Genomic DNA, 25,701 nt, shown 5'->3' on the forward strand with positions numbered 1-25,701 from the left:
CCCTCTGCCTTCCCCGGGAGAACCGCGATCACCCTCGAACGCCCGGGACTCGCGCACGGTCGGGCAGCCGGTGACGCGTGCCGCATGCGCGGACTTGATCAGAAAGAAGTCGACACCGACCGTACGAGGAGAACGGGAAGCGAGGACGCGGAGCCCCGCCCCCCACCGCGAACAGGGCGTTTGCCCTGGCCTGTGAAGAATCCGGGTGACTATCGAGCGCGGCGAAGTGGGCTCCATGGCCATGACCTCAGGCCACAGCTGTCTACCCCGTGGGCGTCCCCCGTCACGCGAGCAGCGACGAACTCCGCCCATCTGATAGCGCCTTCAGGATTCTCGGGCCTCTGCTGGGAATCGATGCACAACGATCCATTTTTCAGATTCTTCGGTGGATACGGCGCACATGACTCGACCGTCAGTCGACACCGTCAGGAATTCGATATTTCCCGTTCCGGATGCGATGCGCGACGGCAGATTTTTTCCCGTGGTGTCCTTGACTCGAATCCAGCCGATTTCGTGCCCGCGCGCGTCTGGAGCCAGGATGTAGAATTCTCCGTCACTCGAGACGAGTCGAACGGCCGCCGCTTGGGCTTCCCAGCGGAGATCCAGTTCTCTTGCAGCGTCCGGCAGTTCGTCGCTGATCACCACGCTAGGTTCCACCTCTACCCCATTTACAGAATAGATGGCCGACATCACGTCGGGGAAGCCTGCTGGAACCGATCTGTCTAGAACGGTGAGACCGCTCATTTCGAGCTTCTGATGCCATTCGGGTGTGAGCGATCCGCTATTCTCCCTTGTAGAAGAAATGGTGATCACCGCCTTCCTTGTTTATTTTGAGGTATCTCTCCATGCTTTCCGGGTAACCGCTCGTGCCGTCCGGTCGCATGACCCGTGCATTATCCCACCCGAAGTTCACGAATGACCTTTCGGAAGGACTCTTTGGCATTCCTGCGTGGAAGTGGGTTCCCTTGGGGTCGTGTGTGTGTTCCACGACCACACGCGATCCGTGCTCGGTCTCGTACTGTCTGAAATGCCCCCAGTGTGCGGGGTCGCTCGAGTAGGTGTATCCAGGCGCGTGCTTGAGGTTCTTGTCTCCAACGACGGTCCATTCAGCCAGTGGAGTTTCACCGTACGGAACGCCGGCGGCTTCGAAGGCCGCTCGTTCCGCGTCGGATCTCTTCTCGAACGGGTTGGAGTGCTCTCCCTTCGGAGGACAACCATCGGGTGCGAGCCCCAGTGGGTCGCTCCACGTGTGCGGGTTGTGGATGTACGTCGCCGGGTTCGGGTCCGGGGCGAGCCCCAACGGGTCCTGGGACAGATAGCGGGCGTTTTCCGGGTCGTAGTAGCGGAAGTAGTTGTAGTGGAGGCCCGATTCGGGGTCGAAGTACTGGCCCGGGAAGCGGAGTGGGGTGTAGGCGGTGGCCGACCTGTTCCATGTCGTCGTGCCCCAGAGGGTCGTGCGGGTGCGCCACGCCAGTTCGCCCGACTCGTCGACCAGTTCCGTCGGGGTGCCGATCAGGTCGGTGACGATGGCGAAGAAACGCTCGTCCGTGGAGTCCGTGCGGCGTTCCGTCTGGGCCAGGGGGCGCAGGCCCGCGTGGTCCCAGGTGAGGGTGATGTCCTCGGTCGTCTGCTCGCAGAGCGTGGACCCGTCCCAGGTGAAGCGGACCGTCTCGAAAGTGGACTGCTTCGATATGCGGCGGCCCAGAGGGTCGTACGCGTACCGCCAGACCGTGCCGTCCGGGGTCGTCACCGAGGTCAGGCGGTCCTCCGCGTCCCACGCGTAGCGCCAGGTGTCCGGCTTGCGGGAGAGGCGGGTCTTCTGGCGCAGGACGATCCGGCCCTGGTCGTCGTGTTCGTAGCGGACGGCGCCCGCGCCGGTGATACGGGTGCCCTGGTAGGCGCGGCCGCCCGTCGCGGAGTGGGACGGGTGCGTGGACGGCCAGGACGCCTCCGTCTGGTTGCCCGCCTCGTCGTACGCGTATCGCTCCGTCCAGTCCTTCGCGTGGACGGCCGTCACCCGTCCCGCCGCGTCCAGGTCGAAGCGGCGGGGGCCGGCGAGCGCGTCGGTGATGCCGACGAGGCCGCCGTCCGCGCGGTACGTGTACGCCCGGTGCTGGAGGCGGCTCCCCGAACCTCCCGTGACCTCCTGGTCGGTGAGCCGGCCCATCGCGTCGAACGACGAGTTCAGAACGGCGAAATCCCCGATGTGGCGGGCGGTTTCGCGGCCGAGGGCGTCGTGGGCGAAGGTCAGCGTCCGGCCCGAGGACGCGAGTTCCGTACGCCGGCCCGCCGCGTCGTACGACCACGTGCTCGTCGATCCACCCGGAGTGGTCCGGCCCGTCCGCCGCCCCACGGCGTCGTGCGTGAACGAGAGCGTCCGGCCGTTCACCGTCTCGGCGACAAGGCGGCCGTACCGGTCCCGGAAGCGCTGCAGCGTCGCGTCGGGGCCGGTCGCCGCCGCCAGCTGGTCGAAGACGTCGTACTCGTAGGCGCTGACCGCCCCCTCGGCGTCCTTGCGGACGATCCGGCCGAGGCTGTCACGCTCGAAGCGGATCGTCTGACCGAGCCCGTTCACGCGGGAGGTCAACCGGCCTGCCGCGTCGTAGTCGTAGCCCAGCGTCCGGTTGTCGAAGTCCGTCTCGGCGACCGGTCGGCCCGCCGGGTCGTAGTCGTACTCCCAGGTCAGGCCCTGCGGGTCGGTCACCCGCGTCAGTCGCAGGTTCGCGTCGTGGGAGAACTCGTACCGGACCCCGTCCGGGCCCGTGCGGGACGTCAGGAGGTCGAAGTCGGTGTACGTGAAGCGGGTCGTGCCGCCCAGCGCGTCGGTGTGGCTGAGGCAGTTGCCCTCGCCGTCGTACGTCCAGGTCTCCACCGTCCCGTCGTGCGCGGTGCGCCGGGACGGGCGGCCCTCGACCGTCCACTCCATCCGGGTCACCGCGCCGAGGGGGTCGATGATGTGGACCGTACGGCCGAAGGCGTCGTACGCGTACCGGGTCGTGGCCCCCAGTGGATCCGTGACCTCGACGGGAAGGCCCCGGTCGTCCATGACCAGCCGGGTGACCGCGCCGAGCGGGTCCGTCACCGAGGTGAGCCTGCCCGCCTCGTCGTACGCGAATTCCGTCCGGGCGCCCGAGGGGCCCGTCACCGACGTGCGGTTGCCGCGTTCGTCGAAGGTCTGGTGGGTGACATTGCCGTCCGTGCCGACGATGCGTATCGGCAGACCGAGTTCGTCGTACTCGGCGCGCGCCTGCCGGCCGTCCGGGCGTTCAAGGACCGTCGGGCGGCCCTGGTCGTCGTAGGTGGTGCGGCTGACGTGGCCCATCGGGTCCGTCCGGGACAGCAGCCGGTTGTGGCGGTCGTACGTGAAGCGGGTGACCGCGCCCACCGCGTCGATCTCGGCGACGACCTGGGCGCGATCGTTGATCAGGTGCCGCTGGGTGTGCCCCAGGCCGTCGGTGAGGGTGGTCACGCGGAGGCCGGTCGCCGGGTCGATGCCGTCCCAGGTGAAGGTGGTTTCGAGATGGCCGTTCGTGCCCGACTGGTAGGCGCAGCGGTCCTGGTCGTCGTAGACGTAGTCGAAGCGGCTGCCGTTGGTGTCGGTCCACGAGGTGATGCGGCCGTGCTCGTCGCAGCCGAAACGCAGGGGACGGCCGGAGGAGTTGGTGACCTCGGTCAGGTGGCCGTCGGTGTAGCCGTAGCGCAGGATCTCCTGGTCGGATCCGTCCGCGGCCGCTCCCGCCAGATGGAGGGCGGTTATTCGCCCTTCGCTCGTCGTGAGCTTCAGGTGGTAGCCGCCGTGGTGGACGATTGCCGCCGGCGCGCCTGTCTCGTCGTGCTCGAAGGTGATCCAGCGGCCGTTGCGGTCGTCGATCTGGGCCAGGAGCGCGAGCTCGTCGCCGTGGTCGACGAAGTGCCGGACCGTGCCGGTGGCGGGATCGGTGACGGTGTAGCCGTCCTCGACCCGGTCCAGTGGCCACTGCCGGCCGTGGGTGGGCATGACGGGGACGCCGGGAGCCGGGTGGGGGTAGGCGAGGAGGCTGCCCTCGTCACAGCTGAAGACCACGCCCTCGGAGTCGATCTCCAGGCGCTGGTCCACCGTCGACGACCACGTCGGGCCGAACCAGTGCCCCGAGCGGCGCGAGGAGTCGTAGGTGCGCCGGAAGACGAGCGGAAGCGAACCGGGCAGGGAGATGTCGGTCTGCGGCAGCAGCACCCGGCCCGCGGCGATGTCGACGGGGTCCTGCTTGCACGCCGTCTCGCTCTCCTTCTTGCAGGTGGTGGACGGGTCCTTCTCCTGGTCCTCGCGGCTGCGGTTCGGTTTCTCCAGAGGACCGTCGCTTATCGTCCCCCTCCCGTCCGGCGCCCGCTTGGCGCTGTCCAGCCCGAGGCGCACCCCACTGCGCGCGAGTCCCGCGCCCTTCGTCCCGAGCACTTCAGGCACCAGCCGGCCGAAGAACTCCGCCGGGTCGCCCTTCGCCGCGTCCCAGGCGTTCTTCAGTGCCCGGTCCGGGTTCGCCACCGTGGAGACCAGGCCGGCGAGCGTCATGTTGACGCCCTTGTAGTACTCCGCCGGGTGCATCAGGTTGTACGGGTCCGTGGGGTTCACCGACCGGACGAAGTTGATGAGTCCGGCCGATCCCTTGACGATGCCACCGCCGAAATGAGCCAGCTCGAAGCCCTGGCTCATGCCGTGGTCGATCAGCTCCAGCTTGAGGCGCTCGCGGCCCGTGGGCTCGGCGGGCGCGTGCGCGAGCGCCGCGCGGACCGCCGTCCTCGCCGTCTCCCCTGCTTCGTTACGCGCCTTCCGGGCGTCGTTCAGGATCTCCCGCGCGCGCTGCCGCTTGGCCTTGCCGGGGTCGGAGAACGCCCCCGGATCCGGCAGCGGACTGTCCCCGTTCCGAGCCGCGTTGTAGGCGTCGACCTTCTTGTTGTACGAGTCGACGGCCGCCTTGGAGTCGCTGTCGCCCTCCCTGTAAAGGGCGATCGCCTCACGCGCCTTGCCCTGCGCGCTCACGACCGCCTGCGAGTACGTCTCCAGGGCCTTGGCCGCGCTCTCCATCGCGTCCGCCGCGCGCAGCCAGTCCGTCGGCAGGGTCTGGAACCTCTCCCGGAACGCGTCGGCCGCCTCACCCTTCCAGTGGCCGGAGTCCAGCTTCCTCATCCCGCTGCCGACCAGGTCGAAGGCCCGCTGGAAGTCCCGCAGGTTCTTCACGGTCGCGGCGATCTTCTCCGGTTTGCCGTGGACGAGCTCGTTCGCCTCCTCGGTCTGCCCGAGCTGCTGCTCCCCGACCTGCGCGCCGAGGGAAGAGGCGGTCTCGTCGCCCCAGTCCTCGACCGAGTCCGCCCAGTCGTGCGCGCCCACCTTGTCCAGGCCCTGGCCGACCTTGTCGGTCGCGTGGTCGATGCCCTCACCGACGATCGCCTTGCCCTTGTCGATCCCGTCACCGATCTTGTCGATGCCTTTGTCGATGCCGTCACCGACCTTGTCGGCCAGGCCACCCCAGTCCATCATCAGCGGCTCTCCCCCCACCGCGGCTGCTCGGCCTGTTCGACGGTCGCCCGGTCAGGGTCGAGGCCGTCCTTGAGCTGCTCGTCCATGCGGTCGCGCATGGCCGGGTCGATCATTCCGGAGCGCTCCATCGAGTCCAGCTTCGCGTCCATGACGTCGTAGCCGGTGTTCTGCCAGGTCTGCTTCACCTCTTGGTGCGCGTCGGTGAACGACTCCAGGCTGTGGTCGGCGTTGTCATAGGTGTGCTGGTCGCGGACGGTCTCCCAGCTCATCTTCTTGACGTCGTCCTCGGACAGGTGCGGGTTCCCGTTGAGGGAGTTCACCCCGATCTTGATCGAGTCCTTGATGTACCGCTCCTGCTCCGCGAACGACCCCGCCGACAGGCCGACCGCCTGCGCGAACCCGTTCCCCCGATTCGCAAGCGCCCGTACGCCCCACTCCCACCGGTCGCAGAACGTCCCGAACTCCGAGGCCAGACCTCCATGGCCCAACTCCAGCCCTGACAGGACGAGGTCGGAGAACCCCCGGCCGGCCGACGCCTCGCCGATCATGCCAAGCTCCTTCAGCTCGGCATGGGCCAGGTCGATGCCCTTCGCTATCTCCGCGAGCGCCGCCGCCGGCGCCGCTAGATCAGGCTCGTTCCCGCTCATCGTGCCCCCGCCCCCGTTTCCGTCCCCGCCCCGGCCCCGGCCTCGGTCCCCGTTCCCCCGAGATCCACCGCCACCTCATCCGGGACGATCCCCGCCACCGGCGGAAACAACGCCCCGTCCGCACTGCCCGCGTCCAGCGCGACCCCGCCGGGCCCGGGCAGCATCGGCACCATCACGTCAAGCAGCCGAGCGCCCAGGATCGTCCGGTACGACCACTCGCGCCCCGCCTCTCCGCGCGCGACCGCGAACCGCGCCAGCGCCTCCTCGTCCGAGAACGCGCAGATCCACCGGACGCCGTTGAAGTCGGCGGTCCAGAGGCTCTCCCGCTCGTCGAACGGCACGAGGACGGCGGTACGCCGGAACTCCCCGAGCAAACGCGCAAACTCCCGCCGGGCCGAGGCCACTTCGTCGGGGGGTTTCGACGCCGACACGGTCCTGGCGGGCGGATCGGCAGGGTCCGCCTCCGCTTCCGGAACCGTCACCGGAACCATCCCGCTTGCCAACTCGGCCAGGCTGGCGACCCGGTGAGGGTCTCGTGTGCCGTCCCCGTTGTCAGTCACTCACGCATGCTGCCACTGCCCGTTCACACGAGCAACGAACCAAAGTACGAACTCGTCATGTCGGTCGCGGCATCTTCTCCAGGTCGACGGACCTCCTGGTCACCTGCCGGTCGTCGGTGCGCACGACGATCCGGCCCGGTCGGCGCGCCAAGAGACCCGGAGGGATGTGGCCGCTCAGGCTGCACTGCAGCTGCCGCAGGTTCCCGGTTCCGGGGCGCGGTAGGCGCGGTCGCACATGTCGCAGTTCTGGAGGGGGTGGTGGGCGGCCGGGTTCTCCGGGGCGCGGTACGGCGGCAGGGGCGGGAGCTGGGCGGCGAGGCGGTGGGCCAGGAGGGCGGCCGGGCGGTGGAGGGGTTCCGCCGGGAGGCCGGTGGTCAGGGCGTTGTGGACGGCCTCGGGGGTGAGGTCCCGCTCCAGCCAGGCTGCGACGCCCGGGACGAGGTGTTCGGCGTCCGTCGCGGAGATCAGGAGCCGGGGGTCCGTACGGCGCAGCCCCGAGAGGACCCCGAGGGCGGTCGCCAGCAGGGCGGGGGCGGGGTACGCGGGCTGCGGTACGGCGGGCAGGGCGCGGCGCTTGGGCTTCTTCTCCCGCTGCGCGGGGCGCTTGGGCTTCGGCTCGTCCTTCGCGGCGGTCCGGCCCGGCTGGTTGCAGGACACCGTCCGGGTGACGATGAGTCCGTCCTTCGTACGCTCGCGGGTACGGCGCAGGTAGCCGTGGGCCTCCAGCTCGCGCAGGGCGCCGGCGATCCGGGTCGTCCCCTCCGGGAAGCGGGCGGCCAGGCTCCTGATGTCGATGGCCGCGCCGCTGGGCAGCGACTGGATGTGCGCGGCCAGGCCGATGGCCGTCAGCGACAGCTCGGCGTGCTGGGCGAGGTGGTTGCCGATCACCGTGAAGCGGGTGGTGTGGCGGGCGTTGTCGTGGACGACGCCACGGCGCTCGGCCGTTCCGGCTCGCCGGGAAGAGCGGTTTTTCCCGGCGTTACGGGACTCGGCGTGGGGGCGCGCGCTAGTGTGCTGGGTACCCATCGGGAAGCCTCTTACTTCCTTGGTGGTCAGGCCCTCGCCTTGGATCCCTAGTCCCGGCGGGGGCCGACGCATGTCTGAAGGTGGCGGTCATATGCCAGTTGGGCAGAGCGTAAGAAAGGCAACCCACCCCAAATCCAGCTGTGTTGGTGTTTTTCACCCGAGTGAGTGAGTGCCTGCTTGAGCGGGGGGAGGGGTGGGGCTTGGTGGGTTTCTTTCTCTCCGGTTGTTGTCTTGGGAGACCGTCCACCTCACCGAAGACCACGTTTCTGGATTCCGGTGCCTGAGTCGTTTGCGCAGGTCAGGGGTGCGGAAGATCGAGTTCGGCCCATACGGTCTTCCGGGGTGCGGGTCCGGGCCTCACGCCCCACCGGTCGGCCAGCGCCTCGACCAGGACCAGCCCGCGCCCCGAGTCGCCCTCGGGGACGCTCGGTTGGACGCGCGGGAGGTCCTCGCCCCGGGTGTCCGTCACCTCGATCCGTAGGACGCCCTCGTGGCTGAGGAGCCCGAGCCGGAAGCTGCGGCCGGCGACCCGGCCGTGCGTGGCGGCGTTCGCGGCGAGTTCGGCGACGACGTGGGTGGCGGCCTCGGTCGCCTCGTACGGCACCTCTTGGTCCCGCAGCCACTCGACGGCGAGCAGTCGGGCGAGCCGGGCCCCGCGTGGCGTGGGTGACAGGAGCACCGTGAAGTGGCGTGCGAGCGAAAGGACTTGAGTGGTGTTCTGCAGATTCACATCACCGAGCGTGGCCGCCCCCGCTTACCGTGAACAGTGACGACGCCGATGCGTAGGGTGACTGTCCGGGCCTTGTCCACTGCTGTCCGGGCTGTCCGGAGCCCTCCCGGGGGAGGTGTCGCGCCACGAAGGGGCGAGGGAAGGGTGCGGGTATGTCGGTGGACGGTGGGGCGCAGCGGCTCAAGACCGAGGCGGACGAGCCGGGGTGGGAGGTCGATCCCGATGATGACTGGGGTGTGGCCGTAGTCGCCACCGTGGGGCGGCAGTTGAGGCTGCGGAGGGAGGCGGTGGGCATGCGGGCCGTCGAGCTGGGGACGGCCACCGGGTACGGCGAGGACCTCATCTACAAGATCGAGAGCGGGAAGCGGATCCCACGACCCGAGTTCCTGGACAAGGCGGACGAGGTGTTGGGGGCGGGGGGCTTGCTCTCGGCGATGAAGGAGGACGTGGCGAAGGTCCGCTACCCGAAGAAGGTCCGGGCCTTGGCGAAGATGGAGGCGAAGGCGGTGGAACTTGGGGTGTACGAGTGCAACATCATCGCCGGTCTGCTGCAGACGCCAGAGCATGCCAGGGCCGTGATCGAAGCGGCCCAGCCTCCGTACTCGCAGGGCGATGTGGAGCGGATGGTGGCTGCGCGGGTGGCCCGTCAGATCATCTTCGATCGGGACCCTGCTCCCGCACTCAGCTTCGTACTGGAAGAGGCTCCGCTGAGGCGTCCTCTCGGGGGCACAATGGTGTGGCAACGGCAGCTCGAACATCTGCTGGAGGTGGGCCGGTTGCGTAACGTCACGCTCCAGGTGATGCCGATGAGCTGCGAGGTCCACTCCGGTCTGGACGGCAGGATCGAGCTGCTGAAGTTCACGGACGGCACGGCGGTGGGGCGCTCCGACGGAGCGTTCGGCGGTCGTCCTGTCTCCGACCTGAGGCAGCTCCGCATCCTGGAGCTGCGATATGGCACCATCCGAGCGCAGGCGCTCCCTCCACGGGAGTCACTGGCCCTCATCGAGCAACTGCTGGGAGAAACATGATCCGCACAGCCTCCAGTGGGGACGCCTCCGAACTGGCGTGGTTCAAGAGCAGCTACAGCGGCGGCAACGACGGCGAGTCCTGCATCGAGGTCGCGGCTGCCCCCGGCACGGTCCACGTCCGTGACTCCAAGGTCGTCGACGGCCCGCAGCTCGCGCTCACGCCGGGAGCGTGGGCAGGCTTCGTGTCGTACGCGTCCGTCTGAGCCCAGGCCGTCCGTGCGCCAGTCCGGAAGCCACCCGCTCGGACGTCTTAGAGCGCGCTGCGTGCCGCCTCGCCGTACGGTCGTGTGCGATTGACCGAGAGCGGAGGGTTCTGTGAAGAGACGAGTGGTTTGCTTCGGCCTGCTGGCCGTCGTGCTCACTGCGTGCGGTACGGATGGCGACGGTGGCGAGGAGACGACCGCGACTCCGCCGGCAGCCAGCCCCGTGACGACCAGTCCACCCACGACCAGCCCGCCTGCCGCCACTCCGTCAGACAGCGCCAGGAGTACAGCCCCTCCCGAGAACGGGGGTGGCCAGCCTCCGATCCAGAGCGGGGACTGGCGGCTGGTCTCGGTTACGGTACGTGACAATGGACTCGGTGACTTCGGCGGACGCGCGCGCGTCACGTACACGGGCGACAGCCCGGACGGCGGAACCAACACGTTCACGGTCACTGTGTTCAAGGGCGGGAAAGACGTAGCCAGCCTTCTGGGGTCGGCCAACGAGGTGCCGCCGGGGCGCACGGTCACTGTGGATCTGATCTCGACGGACAAGTTCGTACGAGGCCCGTACACCTACGACTTCCAGAAGGGCTTCTGAGCGCGGGCTGTCACACATCCCTCGCGCGCTCCGTCAGTGGAGTGTCCGGCTCGGTCGAGGCGGGCGCCCGGAAGGCTGAAGGAGCCGACATGTTCGCCGAGATGTCCACCGCCGCTGTCGTCGTCACCGCCGTCGCCGCGTTCATGGCCGGGTTCTCCGGGGGCGCGATCTTCGTCAGGGCCGCGTTCGTCGTCGAGCCGCTTGCCCAGTACGGGGTGCCCCGGACGTGGTGGAACCGGCTCGGGGCCGCCAAGGTCGCCGGGGCCCTCGGGCTTCTCGTCGGGTTCTTCGTGCCCGTGATCGGGACCCTCGCCGCCGTCGGGCTCGTCCTGTACTTCACCGGGGCCGTGATCACCGTCCTCCGGGCCCGCTCCTACGGGCACGTCGCCTTCCCGCTCGTCTACATGGCCCCCGCCGTCGCCGTTCTCGCGCTCGTCTGACCATGGCGAAGGCCGCCGTCCCTGTCCACAGGGCGGCGGCCTTCGTCGTACGGCAGAGCCGTCAGTCCTTCTTCGGCTCCTCCAGGCGCGGGAACAGCACCGCGCCCTTCGTCACCGTCGCGCCCGCCGGGAGCCGGCCCCACGTGGCGGAGGTCTGCACCGGCTGGTCCGCCAGGGCGCCCAGGGACGCCTCCGCGCCCAGGGACTCCCACAGGGCCTGCGAGGTCTCCGGCATGATCGGGTTCAGCAGGACCGCGACCGCGCGGAGTGACTCGGCGGCCGTGTAGAGGATCGTCGCCAGGCGGGCCTGGCCCTCCGGAGAGTCGTCCTTGGCGACCTTCCACGGCTCCTGCTCCGTGATGTAGCCGTTGACCTGCTTCACGAAGTCGAAGATCGCCAGGATGCCGGACTGGAAGTCCAGCTCCTCGCCGATCTTGGCGTCGGCGGTCGCGACGGCCTTGGCCAGGCCGTCCTGGATCGCCTTCTCCGCGTCGCCGTCGGCCGCCGAGGCCGGCAGCGCGCCGTCGAAGTACTTGCCGACCATCGCCGCGACGCGGGACGCCAGGTTGCCGTAGTCGTTCGCCAGCTCGGACGTGTAGCGGGCGGTGAAGTCCTCCCACGAGAACGAGCCGTCCTGGCCGAACGCGATCGCCCGCAGGAAGTACCAGCGGTACGCGTCCACGCCGAAGTGCGAGGTCAGGTCCTGCGGCTTGATGCCCGTCAGGTTCGACTTCGACATCTTCTCGCCGCCGACCATCAGCCAGCCGTTCGCGGCCACGCGGCCCGGCACCGGCAGGCCCTGCGCCATCAGCATCGCCGGCCAGATGATCGCGTGGAAGCGGAGGATGTCCTTGCCGATGAGGTGCACGTTCGCCGGGAAGGTCTCGTCGAACTTCGCCTGGTCGGCGCCGTAGCCGACGGCCGTCGCGTAGTTCAGGAGCGCGTCGACCCACACGTAGATGACGTGCTTCTCGTCCCACGGGACCGGGATGCCCCAGTCGAACGTCGACCGCGAGATGGAGAGGTCCTCCAGGCCCTGCTTGACGAAGTTCAGGACCTCGTTGCGGGCCGACTCCGGCTGGATGAAGCCCGGGTTCGACTCGTAGAACTCCAGGAGCTTCGGGCCGTACTCGCTCAGCTTGAAGAAGTAGTTCTCCTCCTTGAGGATCTCCACCGGCTTCTTGTGGACGGCGCACAGCTTCGTGCCGTCCTCAGCCTCGATGAGATCACCGGGGAGCTTGTACTCCTCACAGCCCACGCAGTACGGGCCTTCGTACCCGCCCTTGTAGATCTCGCCCTTGTCGTACAGGTCCTGCACGAACTCCTGCACGCGGTCGGTGTGACGCTTCTGCGTGGTGCGGATGAAGTCGTCGTTCGCGATGTTCAGGTGCTCCCAGAGGGGCTTCCACGCCTCCTCCACGAGCTTGTCGCACCAGGCCTGGGGCGTGACGTCGTTCGCCTCGGCCGTGCGCATGATCTTCTGACCGTGCTCGTCCGTGCCGGTGAGGTACCACACCTTCTCGCCGCGCTGACGGTGCCAGCGCGTGAGCACGTCGCCTGCGACGGTCGTGTAGGCGTGGCCCAGGTGAGGAGCGTCGTTGACGTAGTAAATGGGGGTCGTGACGTAAAACGCCTTCGCCCCCTGCTTCTCGGATCCAGTGGCCGCCATGGTCGAAATCCTAACCGTCGGACGAAGATCCACTCACATCGATAAACCCCCGGGGCCGGTGCCGTCGGCGGGGTGGGGAGGATGGCACCCATGCGTGTACTCGTAGCCGAGGACGAGCGGGACCTCGCCGCGCTCGTCGCCACCGGTCTGCGACGGGCCGGATTCGCCGTCGACACCGTGCACGACGGGGGCGGGGCCCTGGAGCTGCTCGGGCTGTACGGGGGCGTCTCCGTGCCCTCCGGGGTTCCTGGGCCCTCCGCGCCCGCCGGGCCCGCTGGGCTTCCCGGGCCCTCCGTGCCCGCCGGGCTTCCCGGGCTCCCCTGGCCCTCCGCGCCCGCCGGGCTTCCCGGGCTCCCCTGGCCCTCCGTGCCCGCCGGGCCGCCCGGACTCAGCCCGTACGACGTTCTCGTTCTCGATCGCGACCTGCCCCGTGTCCACGGCGACGACGTGGCCCGGCGGCTCGTCGCTGCCGGCTCGCCCACCCGGATCCTCATGCTGACCGCCGCCACCGCCATCGACGACCGCGTCCAGGGCCTCGACCTCGGCGCCGACGACTACCTCGGCAAGCCCTTCGAGTTCCCCGAGCTCGTCTCCCGCGTCCGGGCGCTGCGGCGGCGATCCGCCCGGCCCGCCCTCCCGCCTCTCCTTGAGCGGTACGGGCTCCGCGTGGACACCGTCCGGCGTACCGCCACCCGCGACGGGCGGGACCTCGACCTCTCGCCCAAGGAGTTCTCCGTGCTCCAGATCCTCCTGGAGGCCGACGGCGCCGCCGTCTCCGCCGAAGAGCTCCTCGAACGCGCCTGGGACGCCCACGCCGACCCCTTCACCGGAGCCGTACGCGTCTGCATGAGCAAGCTGCGCGCGAAGGTGGGGGAACCCGGACTCATCCGGACCGTGCAGGGCGTGGGGTACATGCTGTGAGCCCGCCCGGCGACGCCTACCTCGGTGCCGGGTCCACCATCCGGGCCCGGATCGCCCTCGTCTACGGCGGTGTCTTCCTGGTTCTCGGCGCCGCCCTGCTGCTCATCGTGAACCTGCTGGTCAGAGCCGGTACGGACGGTGAAGCCGAGGCGATCGTGGCGCGCGCCGACGACATCGCCGTCGTCGAGGCGTACCAGCTCGGCGACGACATCAGCCGCGCGGCGGGCGAGCAGATGCTGATGTGGTCGGGCATGGCCCTGCTCGTGATCGCCTGCTGCGCCGTGGCCGTCGGATGGTGGACCGCCGGGCGCGTCCTGCGGCCCGTGCACGAGATGACCGCCCGCGCGCGGCGCCTCTCCGAACGCAACCTGCACGACCGGATCGCGGTCAGCGGTCCCGACGACGAGCTCAAGGAACTCGGCGACACGATCGACGCGCTGCTCGGACGCCTGGAGACCGCCTTCGACAGCCAGCGCCGGTTCATCGCCAACGCCTCCCACGAACTCCGCACCCCGCTCGCCACCCAGCGCGCCGCCATCCAGGTCGGGCTCGACGACGACTGCGACGTCCGGCAGGTGCTGCTCGACGCCAACCGGCGCAGCGAGCGCCTCATCGACGGTCTGCTGCTCCTCGCCCGCAGCGAGCGCGGGCTCGCCGAACGGGAGGACGTGCCGCTCGGCGAGGTCGTCGAGGCCGAACACGCGGGCGCGTACGTCGTGGCCGACGGAGGTGTCGTACGGGGCAGCCGGGTGCTGCTCGGACAGCTCGTACGGAACCTCGTCGCGAACGCCTTCGCGTACAACCTGCCGGAGGGCGGCATGGTGGACGTGCGGGTCGAGGGCGGTGTCCTGACCGTGGTCAACACCGGGCCCGTCGTCCCCGCCGACGAGGTCCCCGGCCTCTTCGAACCCTTCCGGCGCGGCGAGGGGCGGGACCGGACGGGGCCCGGCGCCGGGCTCGGACTGTCCATCGTGCGGTCCATCGCCGTTGCGCACGGCGGGTCCGCGACGGCGGTCGCGCGGAGTGCCGCCGAGGGCGGCGGGCTCGTGGTGGCGGTGACCCTGCCGGTCACCGCCACCAGCCCTTCTGCCTAGAGCTCCAGGCCTGCGAGCAGCCCGCGGTAGAAGGCGGCGTGCGCGGTCTCGACCGGGGTGGCGCCGGGGAAGTACGCGGCGGTACGGGGCGTGCCGTCGAGCTTCCGGAGGAAGTCGAAGGCCTTGTTGTCCTCCTCGCCCCAGGCCACGAACCGCCAGTGCAGCGGACGGTCTGCCGCCTCGGCCAGCGCCTGCGTGGCGGCCGTCTTCGACTCCGGGGCGCCGTCCGTCTGGAACACGACCAGAGCGGGACGCGTCGGGTCCGCCTTCTCGTGGTGGGCCAGGACCTCCTCCACGGCGCGGTGGTAGTTCGTACGGCCCAGGCGGCCCAGGGTGCCGTTGATCTCCTCCACGCGGGCGGGGGTGAGATCGGCGGGCGTCAGGTCGACGGTGCCGTCGATGTCCGTCGAGAAGAACACGGTCGTGACGGTGGCGTTCCCGTCCAGGTGCGCCGCGAGCGCGGTGACCTGCTCGGCGAGCCGCTGCACGGAGCCGTCCTTGAAGTACCCGCGCATCGAACCGGACCGGTCCACCACGAGATACACGGCGGCCCGGGCCCCGGCGAGCCCCTGCTTCTTGAGCTGCGCGCCGGCGGCGCTGTAGGCGTCGGCGAGGTGCGGGGCGGCGGCCTTGACCTTGGAGAGGGGGAGCGCGGGGCCCTGGGGGGCGGTGACCTCCGGCTCGGCGGTCCGGACGTCTGCCTCCGGCTCGGCGGCCTCGGCCTCCGGCTCCGCCGTGGTCGTGGCCTTGGCCGCCACCGGCTCCACGACCGGCTCCGCCTCGGTGACGGTCGCGGCCGTCACCTGCGGTTCCTCAGCGGGTTCGGACGCTTCCGCTTTCGCTTCCGCTTCGGCCTCGGCCGGAACGGCCGCCTCGGCCTGCGGCTCGGCTTCGGGGGCCGCCTCGGGCTCCGCAGGGGCAGCGGTCTGAGCCCGCGGCTCGCCGGCGGCCGGGCCGGCGGCCTCGGCCTGCGCCTCGGCCTCGGGCTCCGCCTCGGGCTCGTCGGCCGGTGCGGGGGCGGTGGCCTCCGCCGCCTCCTGCTGCTCCGCAGCAGGCTCCGCCGTGTCGGCGGTCGCCTCCGCCGGGGCGGTCTCGGCCGCCTCCGCGGGCGCGTCCGTCGCGGCCTCTGTCGTCGCCACCGCGTCGGCGTCAGCCGGCTTCTCGGCTTCCGGCGCGTCGGCCTTCTCCGCGACCGGCTCCACAGCTTCGTCTGCTGCTGTTGCCGGCTCGGCAGCCTTATCCAGCTCGGCAGCCTTATCCAGCTCGGCAGCCTCGTCCGTCGCCGTCGCCGTCGCCGTCGCCGCGTCAGCTGTCACCGTGGCCGAATCTGATCCCTCGGTCTCCGACGCCTCCGACGCCTCCGCGTCCGCCTCGACAGCAGACGCCTCCGGCTCCGAAGACGCCGCCTCCGCCTCCGAAGCCGCAGACTCCGTAGACGCCGCCTCCGGCTCCGTAGCCTCAGCCGCCGCCCCGGCCCCAGCGTCCGCCTCAGCCTCAGCCGTCGAATCGGCCACGGCATCCGCCTCAGCCACCGCCCCGGCCCCAGCGTCCGCCGCCTCGGTCACCGCCCCCGCAGCCTCCGCCTCCGCCTCCGTCTCCGCCGCAGGTGCCTGCGAATTCGCTCGCGCGCGGGGGATCTGCGGATTGTCGAACGACGCCGCCACCAGGTCGTCCGCCGCGCGGCGGGCCGCGGCCTCCGGGGTGTCCGAGGACGTGGACGTCGACGCGGACGTCGACGTGGTCTCACGCGTCTGGGGCGGGACGGAGGTTGCCGTGGACTCCTCGCGGTCCCGGCCGAATACCTTGCGCAGCATGCTCCGAATACCCATGGGCGAACCCTTTCGCATGAGTGGGGTGCAGTGGGAATGTCCGTACTGGGTGTTTCGGGACGTTCATCCCTGGCCAGGGCGGACACGTAAGGTTAGCGGCCACCCCCTCCCTCCTCCGTGACCCGGTCGCCCCCGGTTGCCGTGCATTCATTCGGCGTTCACTCCGTCGCCGTTCCTGTGCAGATCTACGCACATAGCGTCGCCGCCGAAGGAAACCCGACACCATGTCGGCGCAGTGGTGCGCCGTAGGAGGACGAAGTGCGCAAACTGCTGCCGCTGCTGAGCATGAACCCCCACGGAGGCGGCCGTTCCGCTCTCACCTGCCGTTTCCGGTGCGGTGACGCCTGCTTCCACGAGGTGCCCAACACCAGCGACAACGAGTACGTCGGTGATGTCATAGCCGGTGCGCTCTCGCGCCGTTCCGCCCTCCGCGCCGCCGCCGTCGTGACCGTCGCCTCCGCCGCCGGCGGCGCCGTCGTCCTCGGCAGCGCCCCCGAGGCGGTCGCGCACCCAGCGAAGCCGGGCGGCGGCAGGACCGACGGCGCCCGCGGTCTCCGCTTCACGCCCGTCGCGCCCAACACCGCCGACCAGGTGACCGTTCCCGCCGGTCACGCGCAGAACATCGTCATCCGCTGGGGCGAGCCCATCCTCCGCGGTGCCCCCGCCTTCGACTCCGAGAAGCAGTCGGCGAAGGCCCAGGCCGGCCAGTTCGGTTACAACAACGACTTCCTCTCCCTGCTGCCGCTGCGCGGGGAGCACCACCGTCAGGTCCTCGTCGCCAACCACGAGTACACCGACGAAGTCCTGATGTTCCGGGGGTACGACTCCGAGAACCCGACCCGCGAGCAGGTCGAGATCGCCTGGGCCGCGCACGGCCTCTCGGTCGTCGTCGTCCAGGAGGAGCACCGCTCCGGCAAGCTGACGCCGGTCACCCGCCACCACCTCAACCGGCGGCTGCACACGACGAGCGAGTTCGAGCTGACCGGGCCCGCCGCCGGTGGCGCCCTGCTCAGGACGTCCGCCGACCCCGAGGGGCGTACCGTCCTCGGCACGCTCAACAACTGCGCCGGCGGCACCACCCCGTGGGGCACCACCCTCCACGGCGAGGAGAACTTCAACCAGTACTTCGCGTACGGCTCGACGCCGACCGACAAGCGGTACGGCGTCGGCACCGGTGCGTCCGAGCGCAAGTGGGAGCGGTTCGACAAGCGCTTCGACCTGCGCCAGGAGCCCAACGAGGTGCACCGCCAGGGCTGGGTCGTCGAGCTCGACCCGTACGACCCCGACTCCACGCCCCGCAAGCGCACCGCGCTCGGCCGCTTCAAGCACGAGGCCGCGCAGCCCCGCCTCACCGAGGACGGCCGCCCGGTCGTCTACATGGGTGACGACGAGCGGTTCGACTACTTCTACAAGTTCGTGTCCAGCAAGCGGATGAAGAAGGGGAACTCGCGGGCCGCCCGTGAGCACAACCTCACCCTGCTCGACGAGGGCACCCTGTACGTCGCCAAGCTGACCGGCGACTCCCCGGCCGCCGAGATCGACGGCACCGGCAAGCTGCCGAACGACGGCGAGTTCGACGGCTCCGGTGTGTGGATCCCGCTCGCCACCGGCGACGTCTCGCACGTGCCCGGCATGACCGCCGAAGAGGTGTACGTCTTCACCCGCCTCGCCGGCGACAAGGTCGGCGCGACGAAGATGGACCGCCCCGAGGACGTCGAGCCGTCCCCGCGCTCCGGCCGGGTCTACGTCGCCCTCACCAACAACTCCAACCGCGGCAAGGGCACCAACCCGGGCGCCGACGAGGCCAACCCGCGCAACCTCAACAAGCACGGTCAGGTCCTCGAACTGGCCGAGCACTGGGACGACCCGTCCTCCGACGGCTTCGCCTGGCGGCTCTTCCTCGTCGCCGGCGACCCGGACGACCCGGCCACCTACTTCGCCGGCTACCCCAAGGAGAAGGTCTCCCCGATCTCCTGCCCCGACAACCTGGCCTTCGACCCGCACGGCAACCTGTGGATCTCCACCGACGGCAACCAGCTCGGCTCGCACGACGGCCTGTTCGGCGTCGCCACCCGCGGCGAGCGGCGCGGTGAGCTCAAGCAGTTCCTGACCGTGCCGAAGGGTGCCGAGACCTGCGGCCCGATCATCCAGGACCGCCGTGTCCTGGTGGCCGTGCAGCACCCGGGCGAGGTCGACGGCGCCTCCGTCGAGAGGCCCGCCTCGGCCTGGCCCGACGGACCCGGCAGGATCGTCCGCCCGTCGGTCGTCGCCGTGTGGCGTACGGACGGCCGCGACATCGGCGTCTGAGTCAGGACGGGCCGGGGGCGGGGTTCCTACTCCGCCCCCAGGCCCTCCCTGAACCGCGTGAACTGCTCCGCCGGGTCCCCCGTGTACGACCACGGCACCCACGCCGCCCGTCTGCCCAGCATCCCGAGCAGCTCCCGCGCGATCTCCACCTGGCCCGCGTAGCAGGCGGCGTGCGCCAGGAAGTTGAGGTCCCCGGCCTCCTCCGGAGCCACCGGCGCGCCCCGGTCGCGGCCGCCGATCCACCGCGCGTGCGTACGGCGCAGCTCCGTGACCGCGAGTTCGTGCTTCCAGTGCTGGTCGAAGCCGCGCACCGGGCCGCGCCCGAGCGCCCCGTCCACGATGTACCGGTACTCCTCGACCCGCGCCACCTGCACCAGGACCGGCAGCGGCGAGCCGGGCGGTGCCACGCCCGCCGCGTCGCGGGCGAAGTCGTACATGCTGCCGTGCGTCCCGTGCCACCGGGCCGACCAGTAGCGCAGCACCTGGATGTGGCCCTCCGTGTTGTACGGGTCGCGGCGCCGCAGCTCGTCGAACCAGTGGCGCAGTTCGCGGCGCGGCACCCCGCCCTCGTACAGCCTCGCCACCGAGAGCAGTGACACCCACGGCATCGGGTCGGCGGGTGCCGCCTCGGCCGCGCCCCGGCAGGCGTCGACGGCGGCGTCGACCCGGCCGCGTTCGACGGCGGCGCCCCGGCCCGCCGCGATGGCGGCGTCGAAGACCCGTACCACCTCGGTCGCCGCCCGCAGCACGGCCGCGTCGGGGTTGCCCGGTTCGGCGGCCCGCCAGGTCTCCACGGTGGAGCTTCCGGCGGCGGCGTGCGAGAGGAGCCGCAGCCGGTGGGTGCGGCGGGCCCAGTTGTCCCCGGTGGCGGCGAGCAGGTCCCGTACGCCCTGCCAGCGGCCGATGACGATGTCGTGGCGTGCCTCGGTCAGCGCGCGGTCCCCGAAGTCCGGGTCGAAGTCGGGCACGAAGCGCTCAGGACGCGCGGGGCGTCGGCGTACGGCCATGGGGGCCTCCTTCGATGCGGCAGCCGTCAGAAGTCGTGGAGGGCTCGTCGTCCGGGTGTGCGGGGCTTCGCGCCGGTCAGAAGTCCGTCGCGTAGCTCTTGTCCGCGGTGCCGGTACGCGTGCGCGTGGCCGGGCCCGAGCCCTCGGTCGCGGCCATCGCGCGGACGGCGTCCAGGCGGGCCGGGCGGTAGTAGTCGCTGCCCTTCCGCCAGTACACGACCAGGGGGAGCAGGCCGACGAGCAGGCCGCCGAGGCCGATGGTGAGGGCGGTCGTGGAGAGTTCGCCGAGCGATTCGACGAAGGCCCAGAGCATGAACGCGGAGCCGAGGAGGGGCCACAGGCCGCCGAGGACGAGGTTCTTCACGGAGCGGAACAGGACCGACTTGTACGCGACGATCGCGGCGATGCCCGCGAGGCCGTAGTAGAACGCGATCTGGAGTCCGATCGCGGCGACGGCGTCGCTGAGGATCCGCTGGACGGAGCCGGCGGCCGCGGCGGCGCAGAACATCAGGAGCGCCGCGCCTCCGACGGCGGCGATGGCGACCCACGGCGTGTTCCAGCGGTGGTGGACGGTGCCGAGCGCGGCGGGCAGGGTCCGGTCGCGGCCCATCGCGAAGAGCGAGCGGGTGACCTGGAGGAGGGTGGTCTCCAGGGTGGCGACGGTCGACAGGACGACGGCCACGACGAGGAGTTTGCCGCCGACGCCCGGCCAGATCTCCTGGCCGAGGACGGCGAGGACGTTGGGTCCTGCGGTGCGGATCTCCTCGGCGGTCAGCAGCACGTTCACGGCGACGGTGAAGGCCTCGAAGAGGACGAAGACGAATCCGACGCCGACGAGCGCGGCGAGCCCGGCGGTGCGGCGGCTGTTCCGGGTCTCCTCGCTGAGGTTGCTGGTGACGTCCCAGCCCCAGTAGTAGAAGGCGGCGATCAGGGCGCCCGCGGCGAAGCCCTGCGGGCCCTCGAACTGGCCGAGGCCGAACCAGGACCAGTCGAAGGCGGCGGCCCGCCCCCGGTGGGCGACGGCGGCGAGGACGAATCCGACCAGGATCAGCATTTCGACGCCCGACATGATCAGTTGGGCCCGTACGGTGAGCCGGGCGCCGCCCAGGACGACGAGCAGCATGATCAGGAACCAGCCGGCGCCGACGGCGGCGGCGAGCGGGGTGCTGTCGGCGAGGTCCGGGTCGATCAGGGAGAGCGTGAGGGCGCCGGCGGGCAGGGAGCCCGCCACCATGAAGACGGTGGCGGCGAAGACCAGGGCCCAGCCGGAGAGGAAACCGAGGAAGGGGTGGAGGGTGCGGCCCACCCAGGAGTAGCCGGCTCCCGCGTTGACGTCGATGCGGCCGAGTCGGGCGTACGCGAGGACGATGCCGAACATCGGTATCGCGCAGTACAGCAGGGCCGCGGGACCCGCGAAGCCGACGGCGCCGAAGAGCACGGCGGTGGTCGCGGCCAGCGAATAGGCGGGGGCGCTGCCGGCGACGGCCATCACGATCGTGTCGAAGGTGCCGAGGACATTGGGCTGGAGCCCTCTGCTCGTGGTGGTGCGCATGGCGGGGTCCTCGGGGCGCGGGGGGTGAGGGGGGCGGTGGCGAGGTGGGTGGCGGGGCGGTGGCGGGGCGGGGGCAGGGCGAAGTGGCCCGTCCGCCGTGCCGGTTGCCGACGGCGGCGGGCGCGGATCACGGTGAATCGAGCGCATCGTAGTCGCCCGGGTGGATTCCGGTAACGGCGGTGGGGAGGGTTCCGTTCGGTGACCGCCGGTAAGTCCTCCCGTACGCCCCCGCGGGGAGGTTTACCGCAGGTCGGGACCGGCGATGGCGCGGGCCGCGCGGACCTCCTGGCGGAGCGGCGCGAGGACTCCGTTCTCGTCGCCGGGGAGTTCCGCGCGGACCTCCACGAGGGTCTCGGACTCGCGCAGTCCGTGGGCGAGTTCGCGCAGCTCCCGCTCGACGGCGGCGACCTCGTCCGGGTCGGGGGCGGGGGCGCCGTGGTCGGTCCTGATGCGGGCGGCCGTCGTCGCGTCCACGATCCGCTCGGCGGCGACGACGAGCGGCCACCAGGCGGCGGCCCGGGTCCCGGTGGGAGGCGGTTCCGTCAGGGCGCGCTGGAACTCGGAACGGACCGTCGACAGGTCCCGGTAGAGCTTCCGCCGGGCCCGCAGCCGCGCGCCCTGGTCCGCGCCGTCCCCAGAGAAGGCGTCCCCGGTGAAGGCGAGGGACACGTACGCGGCGGTGTCGGCGACGGCGTCGGCGAGCCGGTCCCCGATCCGGGTGTGCCAGGACTCGGGCCACAGCAGGTAGCCGGCGATCAGGGCGATGCCGCAGCCGATGAGCGAGTCGTACAGGCGGGGCATGACCAGGCCGAAGCCCTGCTGGTTGAGGGTGTCGGAGAGCAGCAGGATCACCGGGGTGATGGCCGCCGTCTGGAAGGCGTACCCCTTCGCGGAGAAGGCCGGGATGAGGGCCGCGAGCACGCACATCACGGGGACGTCCCACCAGCCGCGGGGGACCTCGGCGAGCACGAGGGCGGCGAGGAGGAGGCCGAGGGCGGTGCCGAAGGCGCGGAGCACCGCCCGGGAGAAGACCGAGCCGAAGTCCGGCTTCAGGACGAAGGTGACGGTCAGGGCGACCCAGTACGAGCGGGGCACGGCGATCAGCGAGACCAGGGCCTGCGCGAGCCCGATGCAGAGCGCGAGCCGCAGCCCGTACCGCCAGGACGCCCCGGAGAACAGCACGGCGCGGGTGGTCCGGCGGACGCGGACCCGGAGCGCCGCGGGCCGGCCGAGCCGGTCGTCCACGTTGTACGGGTCGGGGTCCGCCTTGTGGACGACGGTCGCCGCGTACCGCAGGGCGTGGTCGACGGCCTTCTCCGAGGGGCGTTCCGGGGGCGGCAGATCGAGTACGGGGGTCCCGGTGCGGCCCTCCTCGACGGCGTCGGCGAGCTCCCGTACCGCCGCCGGGATCTCGGCGGGCAGCGGGCCGTGGAGCCGGGCGCGCAGATGCGCGGCGGGCGCGGCCTCGGCGAGCGGGATGACGACGTTCAGCTGGGCGAGCAGCCGGACCAGGGAGGGCGCGCGGCCGTGCTGCCGGGCCCGGTGCGCCAGGATCAGGTCGTACGCCTGGTTGAGCGAGGCGGTGACCGCCTGCCGCTTCTCGTCGTACGCCGATGTGCCGGTGGCCTCGTAGAGGTCGGCGACGGCGCGGTAGGTGGCGGCGACGGCGGAACGTTCGGGCACGGCCCGGCGCAGCGGCCAGCCGAGCAGGGTGAGCGCGAGGACGAAGAGGCCGCCGAGGCCGAGGAGGACGGGCGCCTTCCACCACGGGTCGGGCATGGGCAGGCCGGCGCCGACGACGGCGTTGAGGAGCAGGAGCAGCCCGGACACGGAGGCGACGGCCCCGATCGAGGAGATCATCCCGGAGACGAGCGCGACGAGGGTCAGCGCGGCGACCGCGAGCCAGCCGTGACCGAAGACGAGGGTGCCGAGAGTGACGCCGACGGCCCCGAAGAGCTGCGGCACGGCGATGTTGAAGACCCGCATCCGGTAGGCGTCGGCCGTGTCGCCGATGACACCGGACAGGGCGCCCATCGACACGAGCGCCCCGTACGCCGGCTGCCCGGCGGCAAGCCCCACGGCGAGCGGTGCGGCGAGGGCGACGGCGGCGCGGAGGACGGCGGCCCAGGGGACCGGCGCGGGGGCGGGCTTGAGCCCGGCGGTGAGCCAGACGGGCGGAGCGACCCGTGCGGGCCGTGCGGGACGAGCCATACGACCAACTTACGGGGGCTGCCCGGCGTGCGGGGACGGCCGCGGACGGGCGGTCGTCGCGCCGTCGCCTACGGCTCCTGGCGGTCCAGTGGCAGGCCGTCCGGCACCGCGATGCCGAAGTCGGTGGTCAGTACGCGCCTGATCTCGTCGTGCCCCGACAGGTCCCGTTCCTTACGGGTGCCGTCCGCGCGGGTCTCGACGAGCCGGCGGCCGCTGAGCGCGAGATGGGCCTCGGGCGTGGTGCGCTGGACGTAGAGCAGGTGGGAGAAGGGGGAGCGGGGGTTGGTGGCGATGTGCCAGTTGATGACCTCGAAGTCCGGGGCCTCGTACGGTTCGACGGTGAAGGCGTACTGATCGGTCCACGCGTCGTCCTCGTACGCCTGGAGCACCCACAGTTCCAGCGGTCCGCGGTGCGGCTCGTGGACCAGGCGGTGCCGGCGGGGCGCGTCCCGGAACTCGGTGTCCGCGGTCAGCGGGATCGCTTCGAGCAGCGCTCCGCCGGCACCGAAGCCGACGTCGGCCACGTACGGGACCGGCTCGCCCGGTACGTCGACGAGGAGCAGCATGTGGGTGCGCGGCCGGATCGCGCCGCGGGCGCCGAGGACGACACGGGCGCACAGGCGTGTGACGCCGAAGCCGAAGGCGTCGAGGACGGCGGCCAGCAGGGTGTTGTGCTCGTAGCAGTACCCGCCCCTGCCCCCGCTGACCAGCTTCGCCTCCAGGTCGGGCAGGGCGAGGGAGGGGGCGGAGCCGCCGAGCGGCTCGAGGTTCTCGAACGGGATGCCGTGCATGTGCGCACGGTGCAGCGACCGCAGTGTCGCGGCGTCCGCGCGCCGCTCCCCGGTCCAGCCGACGCGGGCGAGGTAGGCGTCGAGGTCCAGGCGGGGGGCGGACTCGTCGTCCGTGCGGGGAGTGGGCTCCTGAAGCGTTTCGTCGTTGATCGTCACGCTCCGACCCTACGCAGCGGGGGCGGGGGCGGTCATCGGCCCCCGTGTGGTCATCGCCCTGGTCCTTTGGCCCTAGGGCGAGCCCGACACGCCCCAGGCCGCGCCGGGCGGCCCGTCCTCCGGACCGCGGCTCAGTTGCGGTAGGACTCGACCTCGGTGGCCGGGCGGATCGTCGCCGTGTCCGGGTCCTCACCGAACTCCGCCTTGGCCCGCCGCTGCCGCAGCAGGTCCCAGCACTGGTCGAGACGCACCTCGAGTTCGGCGAGGCGGGTGAGTTCCTCGGGGAGGAGACCGCCGGTGCGTTGCCGCAGGGCGCGTTCCTCCTCGACGAGGGCACCGATGTCGTCCAGGATCTCCTCGTTCTCCATGTCTTCCAGCGTGGCCGATCAGCGGCCGCCGCGCAGGTCGAGATCGGTGAGGACGGCACGGTGGTCGGAGCCCGCGAGGTCGGGGAAGCGGATGCCCCGGACGGTGAAGTCCCGGCTGACCAGGACGTGGTCGATCTGCACGAACGGTGGCAGGGGGCCCTCCATGGGCCAGGTCGGGGTGCGGCTCGCGTCCGCGAGGCGGGCGGCGTCCTGGAGGCGGCCCGCGCGCAGGACCGAGCGGAAGGCGGCGTGGTCCTGGGAGGCGTTGAAGTCTCCGGCGACCAGGAGGGGGCCGGTGTGCTGCCGGGCGGTGCTCTCGATGCGGCCGAGCTCCCGCTTCCACAGGTCGACCTGGCCGGGCATCGGCGGCAGCGGGTGGGCGAGTTGCAGACGTACGGGCACGCCGGCGATCACCGCCGTGGCGCCCGGCATGCCCATGACCGCCGGGATCACCCGCTCGTCGGTCAGCGGGTACGCGCTCAGCAGGACGGAGCCGACGGATCCGCCGGCGTCGACCGAGGCGTGATGGGGCAGTTCGGCCGCGAAGGCGGTGGTGAGGGCGTGTCCGCAGACCTGGTCGCATTCGGAGACGAACACCAGCTGGGGCCGCTCGCGCCGGATCGTCTCGGTCAGCGCCCCGGTGGCCTGGCCGTACTCGACGTTGGCGGCGAGCACCCGGACCTGGGTGAGGGGCGCGCCGTACGCGGTGACGAGCTGCGGCTGGTAGGGCAGGGCGGCCCAACCGGTGGCGGTGAGGACGACGACGGCCGTGAAGGTGAGGACGCGGCGGCGGGCGACGGCGGCGAGGAGCACCGCGAGCCCGGCGGGCACGGTGAACCAGGGCAGGAGCGAGAGCAGCTGCGGTACGGGGGTGATCGCGTCGGTGTCGAGGAGACGGCAGCCGGCGAGGAGGGCGGGCACCACGAGGAGCAGCCCCGCGGCCCAGGCGGTGAGGCGGTGCCTGGGCCGGAGAGGCGGCGGTTCGGGGGCCGCCGGAGCGGCGCTCGTCACGGGCGGGGGTTCCGGCACGGCGGCAAGGGCTCGGTCCACGC

At 71.3% G+C, this 25,701-nt stretch carries 20 protein-coding genes and 2 pseudogenes; 8 read left to right on the forward strand and 14 right to left on the reverse strand.

What is annotated here, in order from left to right; translation table 11 throughout:
• Positions 1–324: 324 nt before the first annotated feature.
• The 6 genes from ACFVYX_RS06790 to ACFVYX_RS06815 all read right to left on the reverse strand — a co-directional run bounded on the left by ACFVYX_RS06790 (position 325) and on the right by ACFVYX_RS06815 (position 8,475).
• Positions 325–813, reverse strand: coding sequence for a hypothetical protein (locus ACFVYX_RS06790; protein WP_389680268.1), 489 nt, complete (start codon positions 811–813; stop codon positions 325–327).
• Positions 782–5,512 carry a putative T7SS-secreted protein gene (locus ACFVYX_RS06795; protein WP_389680269.1) on the reverse strand — a complete coding sequence of 1,577 codons (4,731 nt, stop codon included), beginning with the start codon at positions 5,510–5,512 and terminating at the stop codon, positions 782–784. The genes ACFVYX_RS06790 and ACFVYX_RS06795 overlap by 32 nt, the downstream gene beginning before the upstream one ends.
• The gene (locus tag ACFVYX_RS06800) at positions 5,512–6,159 is read right to left on the reverse strand and encodes a hypothetical protein (RefSeq protein ID WP_389680270.1); all 648 of its coding nucleotides are present in this window, start codon (positions 6,157–6,159) and stop codon (positions 5,512–5,514) included. Before ACFVYX_RS06800 ends, ACFVYX_RS06795 begins: the two co-directional genes overlap by 1 nt.
• The gene (locus ACFVYX_RS06805; RefSeq protein ID WP_389680271.1) at positions 6,156–6,719 is read right to left on the reverse strand and encodes an SseB family protein; all 564 of its coding nucleotides are present in this window, start codon (positions 6,717–6,719) and stop codon (positions 6,156–6,158) included. Before ACFVYX_RS06805 ends, ACFVYX_RS06800 begins: the two co-directional genes overlap by 4 nt.
• Positions 6,720–6,893: 174 nt before the next feature.
• Complete coding sequence (locus ACFVYX_RS06810; RefSeq protein WP_389680272.1) at positions 6,894–7,745, reverse strand: helix-turn-helix domain-containing protein; 852 nt, start codon at positions 7,743–7,745, stop codon at positions 6,894–6,896.
• A gap of 298 nt (positions 7,746–8,043) precedes the next feature.
• Entirely contained in the window at positions 8,044–8,475 is a 432-nt protein-coding gene (locus tag ACFVYX_RS06815) for an ATP-binding protein (protein ID WP_389680273.1), read from the reverse strand.
• Positions 8,476–8,627: 152 nt separating this feature from the next.
• Here ACFVYX_RS06815 and ACFVYX_RS06820 point away from each other — a divergent pair, with 152 nt between their 5' ends.
• From ACFVYX_RS06820 to ACFVYX_RS06835, 4 genes are all read left to right on the forward strand, one after another.
• A complete protein-coding gene (locus ACFVYX_RS06820) occupies positions 8,628–9,503 on the forward strand; it encodes a helix-turn-helix domain-containing protein (protein ID WP_389680274.1) in 876 nt (291 codons plus the stop codon).
• Complete coding sequence (locus ACFVYX_RS06825; RefSeq protein WP_389680275.1) at positions 9,500–9,706, forward strand: DUF397 domain-containing protein; 207 nt, start codon at positions 9,500–9,502, stop codon at positions 9,704–9,706. Before ACFVYX_RS06820 ends, ACFVYX_RS06825 begins: the two co-directional genes overlap by 4 nt.
• A gap of 112 nt (positions 9,707–9,818) precedes the next feature.
• Positions 9,819–10,304, forward strand: coding sequence for a hypothetical protein (locus ACFVYX_RS06830; protein WP_389680276.1), 486 nt, complete (start codon positions 9,819–9,821; stop codon positions 10,302–10,304).
• An 89-nt stretch (positions 10,305–10,393) separates the two neighbouring features.
• Positions 10,394–10,744, forward strand: a complete 351-nt coding sequence (locus ACFVYX_RS06835) for a DoxX family protein (RefSeq protein ID WP_389680278.1) — start codon at positions 10,394–10,396, stop codon at positions 10,742–10,744.
• A 61-nt stretch (positions 10,745–10,805) separates the two neighbouring features.
• Here the strand turns inward: ACFVYX_RS06835 and metG are convergent, their stop codons facing one another.
• Entirely contained in the window at positions 10,806–12,413 is a 1,608-nt protein-coding gene (gene metG, locus ACFVYX_RS06840) for a methionine--tRNA ligase (RefSeq protein ID WP_389680279.1), read from the reverse strand.
• A gap of 90 nt (positions 12,414–12,503) precedes the next feature.
• Here metG and ACFVYX_RS06845 point away from each other — a divergent pair.
• The 3 genes and pseudogenes from ACFVYX_RS06845 to ACFVYX_RS06855 form a co-directional block, all read left to right on the forward strand.
• Positions 12,504–12,623: pseudogene (locus tag ACFVYX_RS06845) on the forward strand (response regulator transcription factor); the annotation flags it as partial.
• 174 nt (positions 12,624–12,797) lie between these two features.
• Positions 12,798–13,334: pseudogene (locus ACFVYX_RS06850) on the forward strand (response regulator transcription factor); the annotation flags it as partial.
• Complete coding sequence (locus ACFVYX_RS06855; RefSeq protein ID WP_389680280.1) at positions 13,331–14,428, forward strand: sensor histidine kinase; 1,098 nt, start codon at positions 13,331–13,333, stop codon at positions 14,426–14,428. The pseudogene ACFVYX_RS06850 and the gene ACFVYX_RS06855, both read left to right, overlap by 4 nt.
• Here ACFVYX_RS06855 and ACFVYX_RS06860 read toward each other — a convergent pair.
• Entirely contained in the window at positions 14,425–15,744 is a 1,320-nt protein-coding gene (locus ACFVYX_RS06860; RefSeq protein WP_389680281.1) for a VWA domain-containing protein, read from the reverse strand. The genes ACFVYX_RS06855 and ACFVYX_RS06860 overlap by 4 nt on opposite strands.
• A 771-nt stretch (positions 15,745–16,515) precedes the next feature.
• Here ACFVYX_RS06860 and ACFVYX_RS06865 point away from each other — a divergent pair.
• Complete coding sequence (locus ACFVYX_RS06865) at positions 16,516–18,564, forward strand: PhoX family protein (RefSeq protein ID WP_389680282.1); 2,049 nt, start codon at positions 16,516–16,518, stop codon at positions 18,562–18,564.
• A 26-nt stretch (positions 18,565–18,590) separates the two neighbouring features.
• Here ACFVYX_RS06865 and ACFVYX_RS06870 read toward each other — a convergent pair whose 3' ends face one another.
• From ACFVYX_RS06870 to ACFVYX_RS06895, 6 genes are all read right to left on the reverse strand, one after another.
• Positions 18,591–19,571, reverse strand: a complete 981-nt coding sequence (locus ACFVYX_RS06870; protein WP_389680283.1) for a hypothetical protein — start codon at positions 19,569–19,571, stop codon at positions 18,591–18,593.
• 76 nt (positions 19,572–19,647) lie between these two features.
• Complete coding sequence (locus tag ACFVYX_RS06875) at positions 19,648–21,123, reverse strand: APC family permease (protein ID WP_389680284.1); 1,476 nt, start codon at positions 21,121–21,123, stop codon at positions 19,648–19,650.
• Positions 21,124–21,363: 240 nt separating this feature from the next.
• Positions 21,364–23,334, reverse strand: a complete 1,971-nt coding sequence (locus ACFVYX_RS06880; protein WP_389680285.1) for an FUSC family protein — start codon at positions 23,332–23,334, stop codon at positions 21,364–21,366.
• Between the two features lie 68 nt (positions 23,335–23,402).
• Positions 23,403–24,275 carry an arylamine N-acetyltransferase gene (locus ACFVYX_RS06885; RefSeq protein WP_389680593.1) on the reverse strand — a complete coding sequence of 291 codons (873 nt, stop codon included), beginning with the start codon at positions 24,273–24,275 and terminating at the stop codon, positions 23,403–23,405.
• Between the two features lie 137 nt (positions 24,276–24,412).
• Positions 24,413–24,649, reverse strand: a complete 237-nt coding sequence (locus ACFVYX_RS06890) for a DUF2630 family protein (RefSeq protein ID WP_389680286.1) — start codon at positions 24,647–24,649, stop codon at positions 24,413–24,415.
• A gap of 18 nt (positions 24,650–24,667) precedes the next feature.
• Positions 24,668–25,699 (reverse strand): endonuclease/exonuclease/phosphatase family protein, encoded by a 1,032-nt coding sequence (locus ACFVYX_RS06895; RefSeq protein WP_389680287.1) that lies wholly within the window; start codon positions 25,697–25,699, stop codon positions 24,668–24,670.
• Between the last annotated feature and the right edge of the window lie 2 nt (positions 25,700–25,701).

Origin of the sequence: Streptomyces sp. NPDC058326, assembly GCF_042879855.1 — a bacterium.
In the GTDB taxonomy this organism is placed as follows: domain Bacteria; phylum Actinomycetota; class Actinomycetes; order Streptomycetales; family Streptomycetaceae; genus Streptomyces.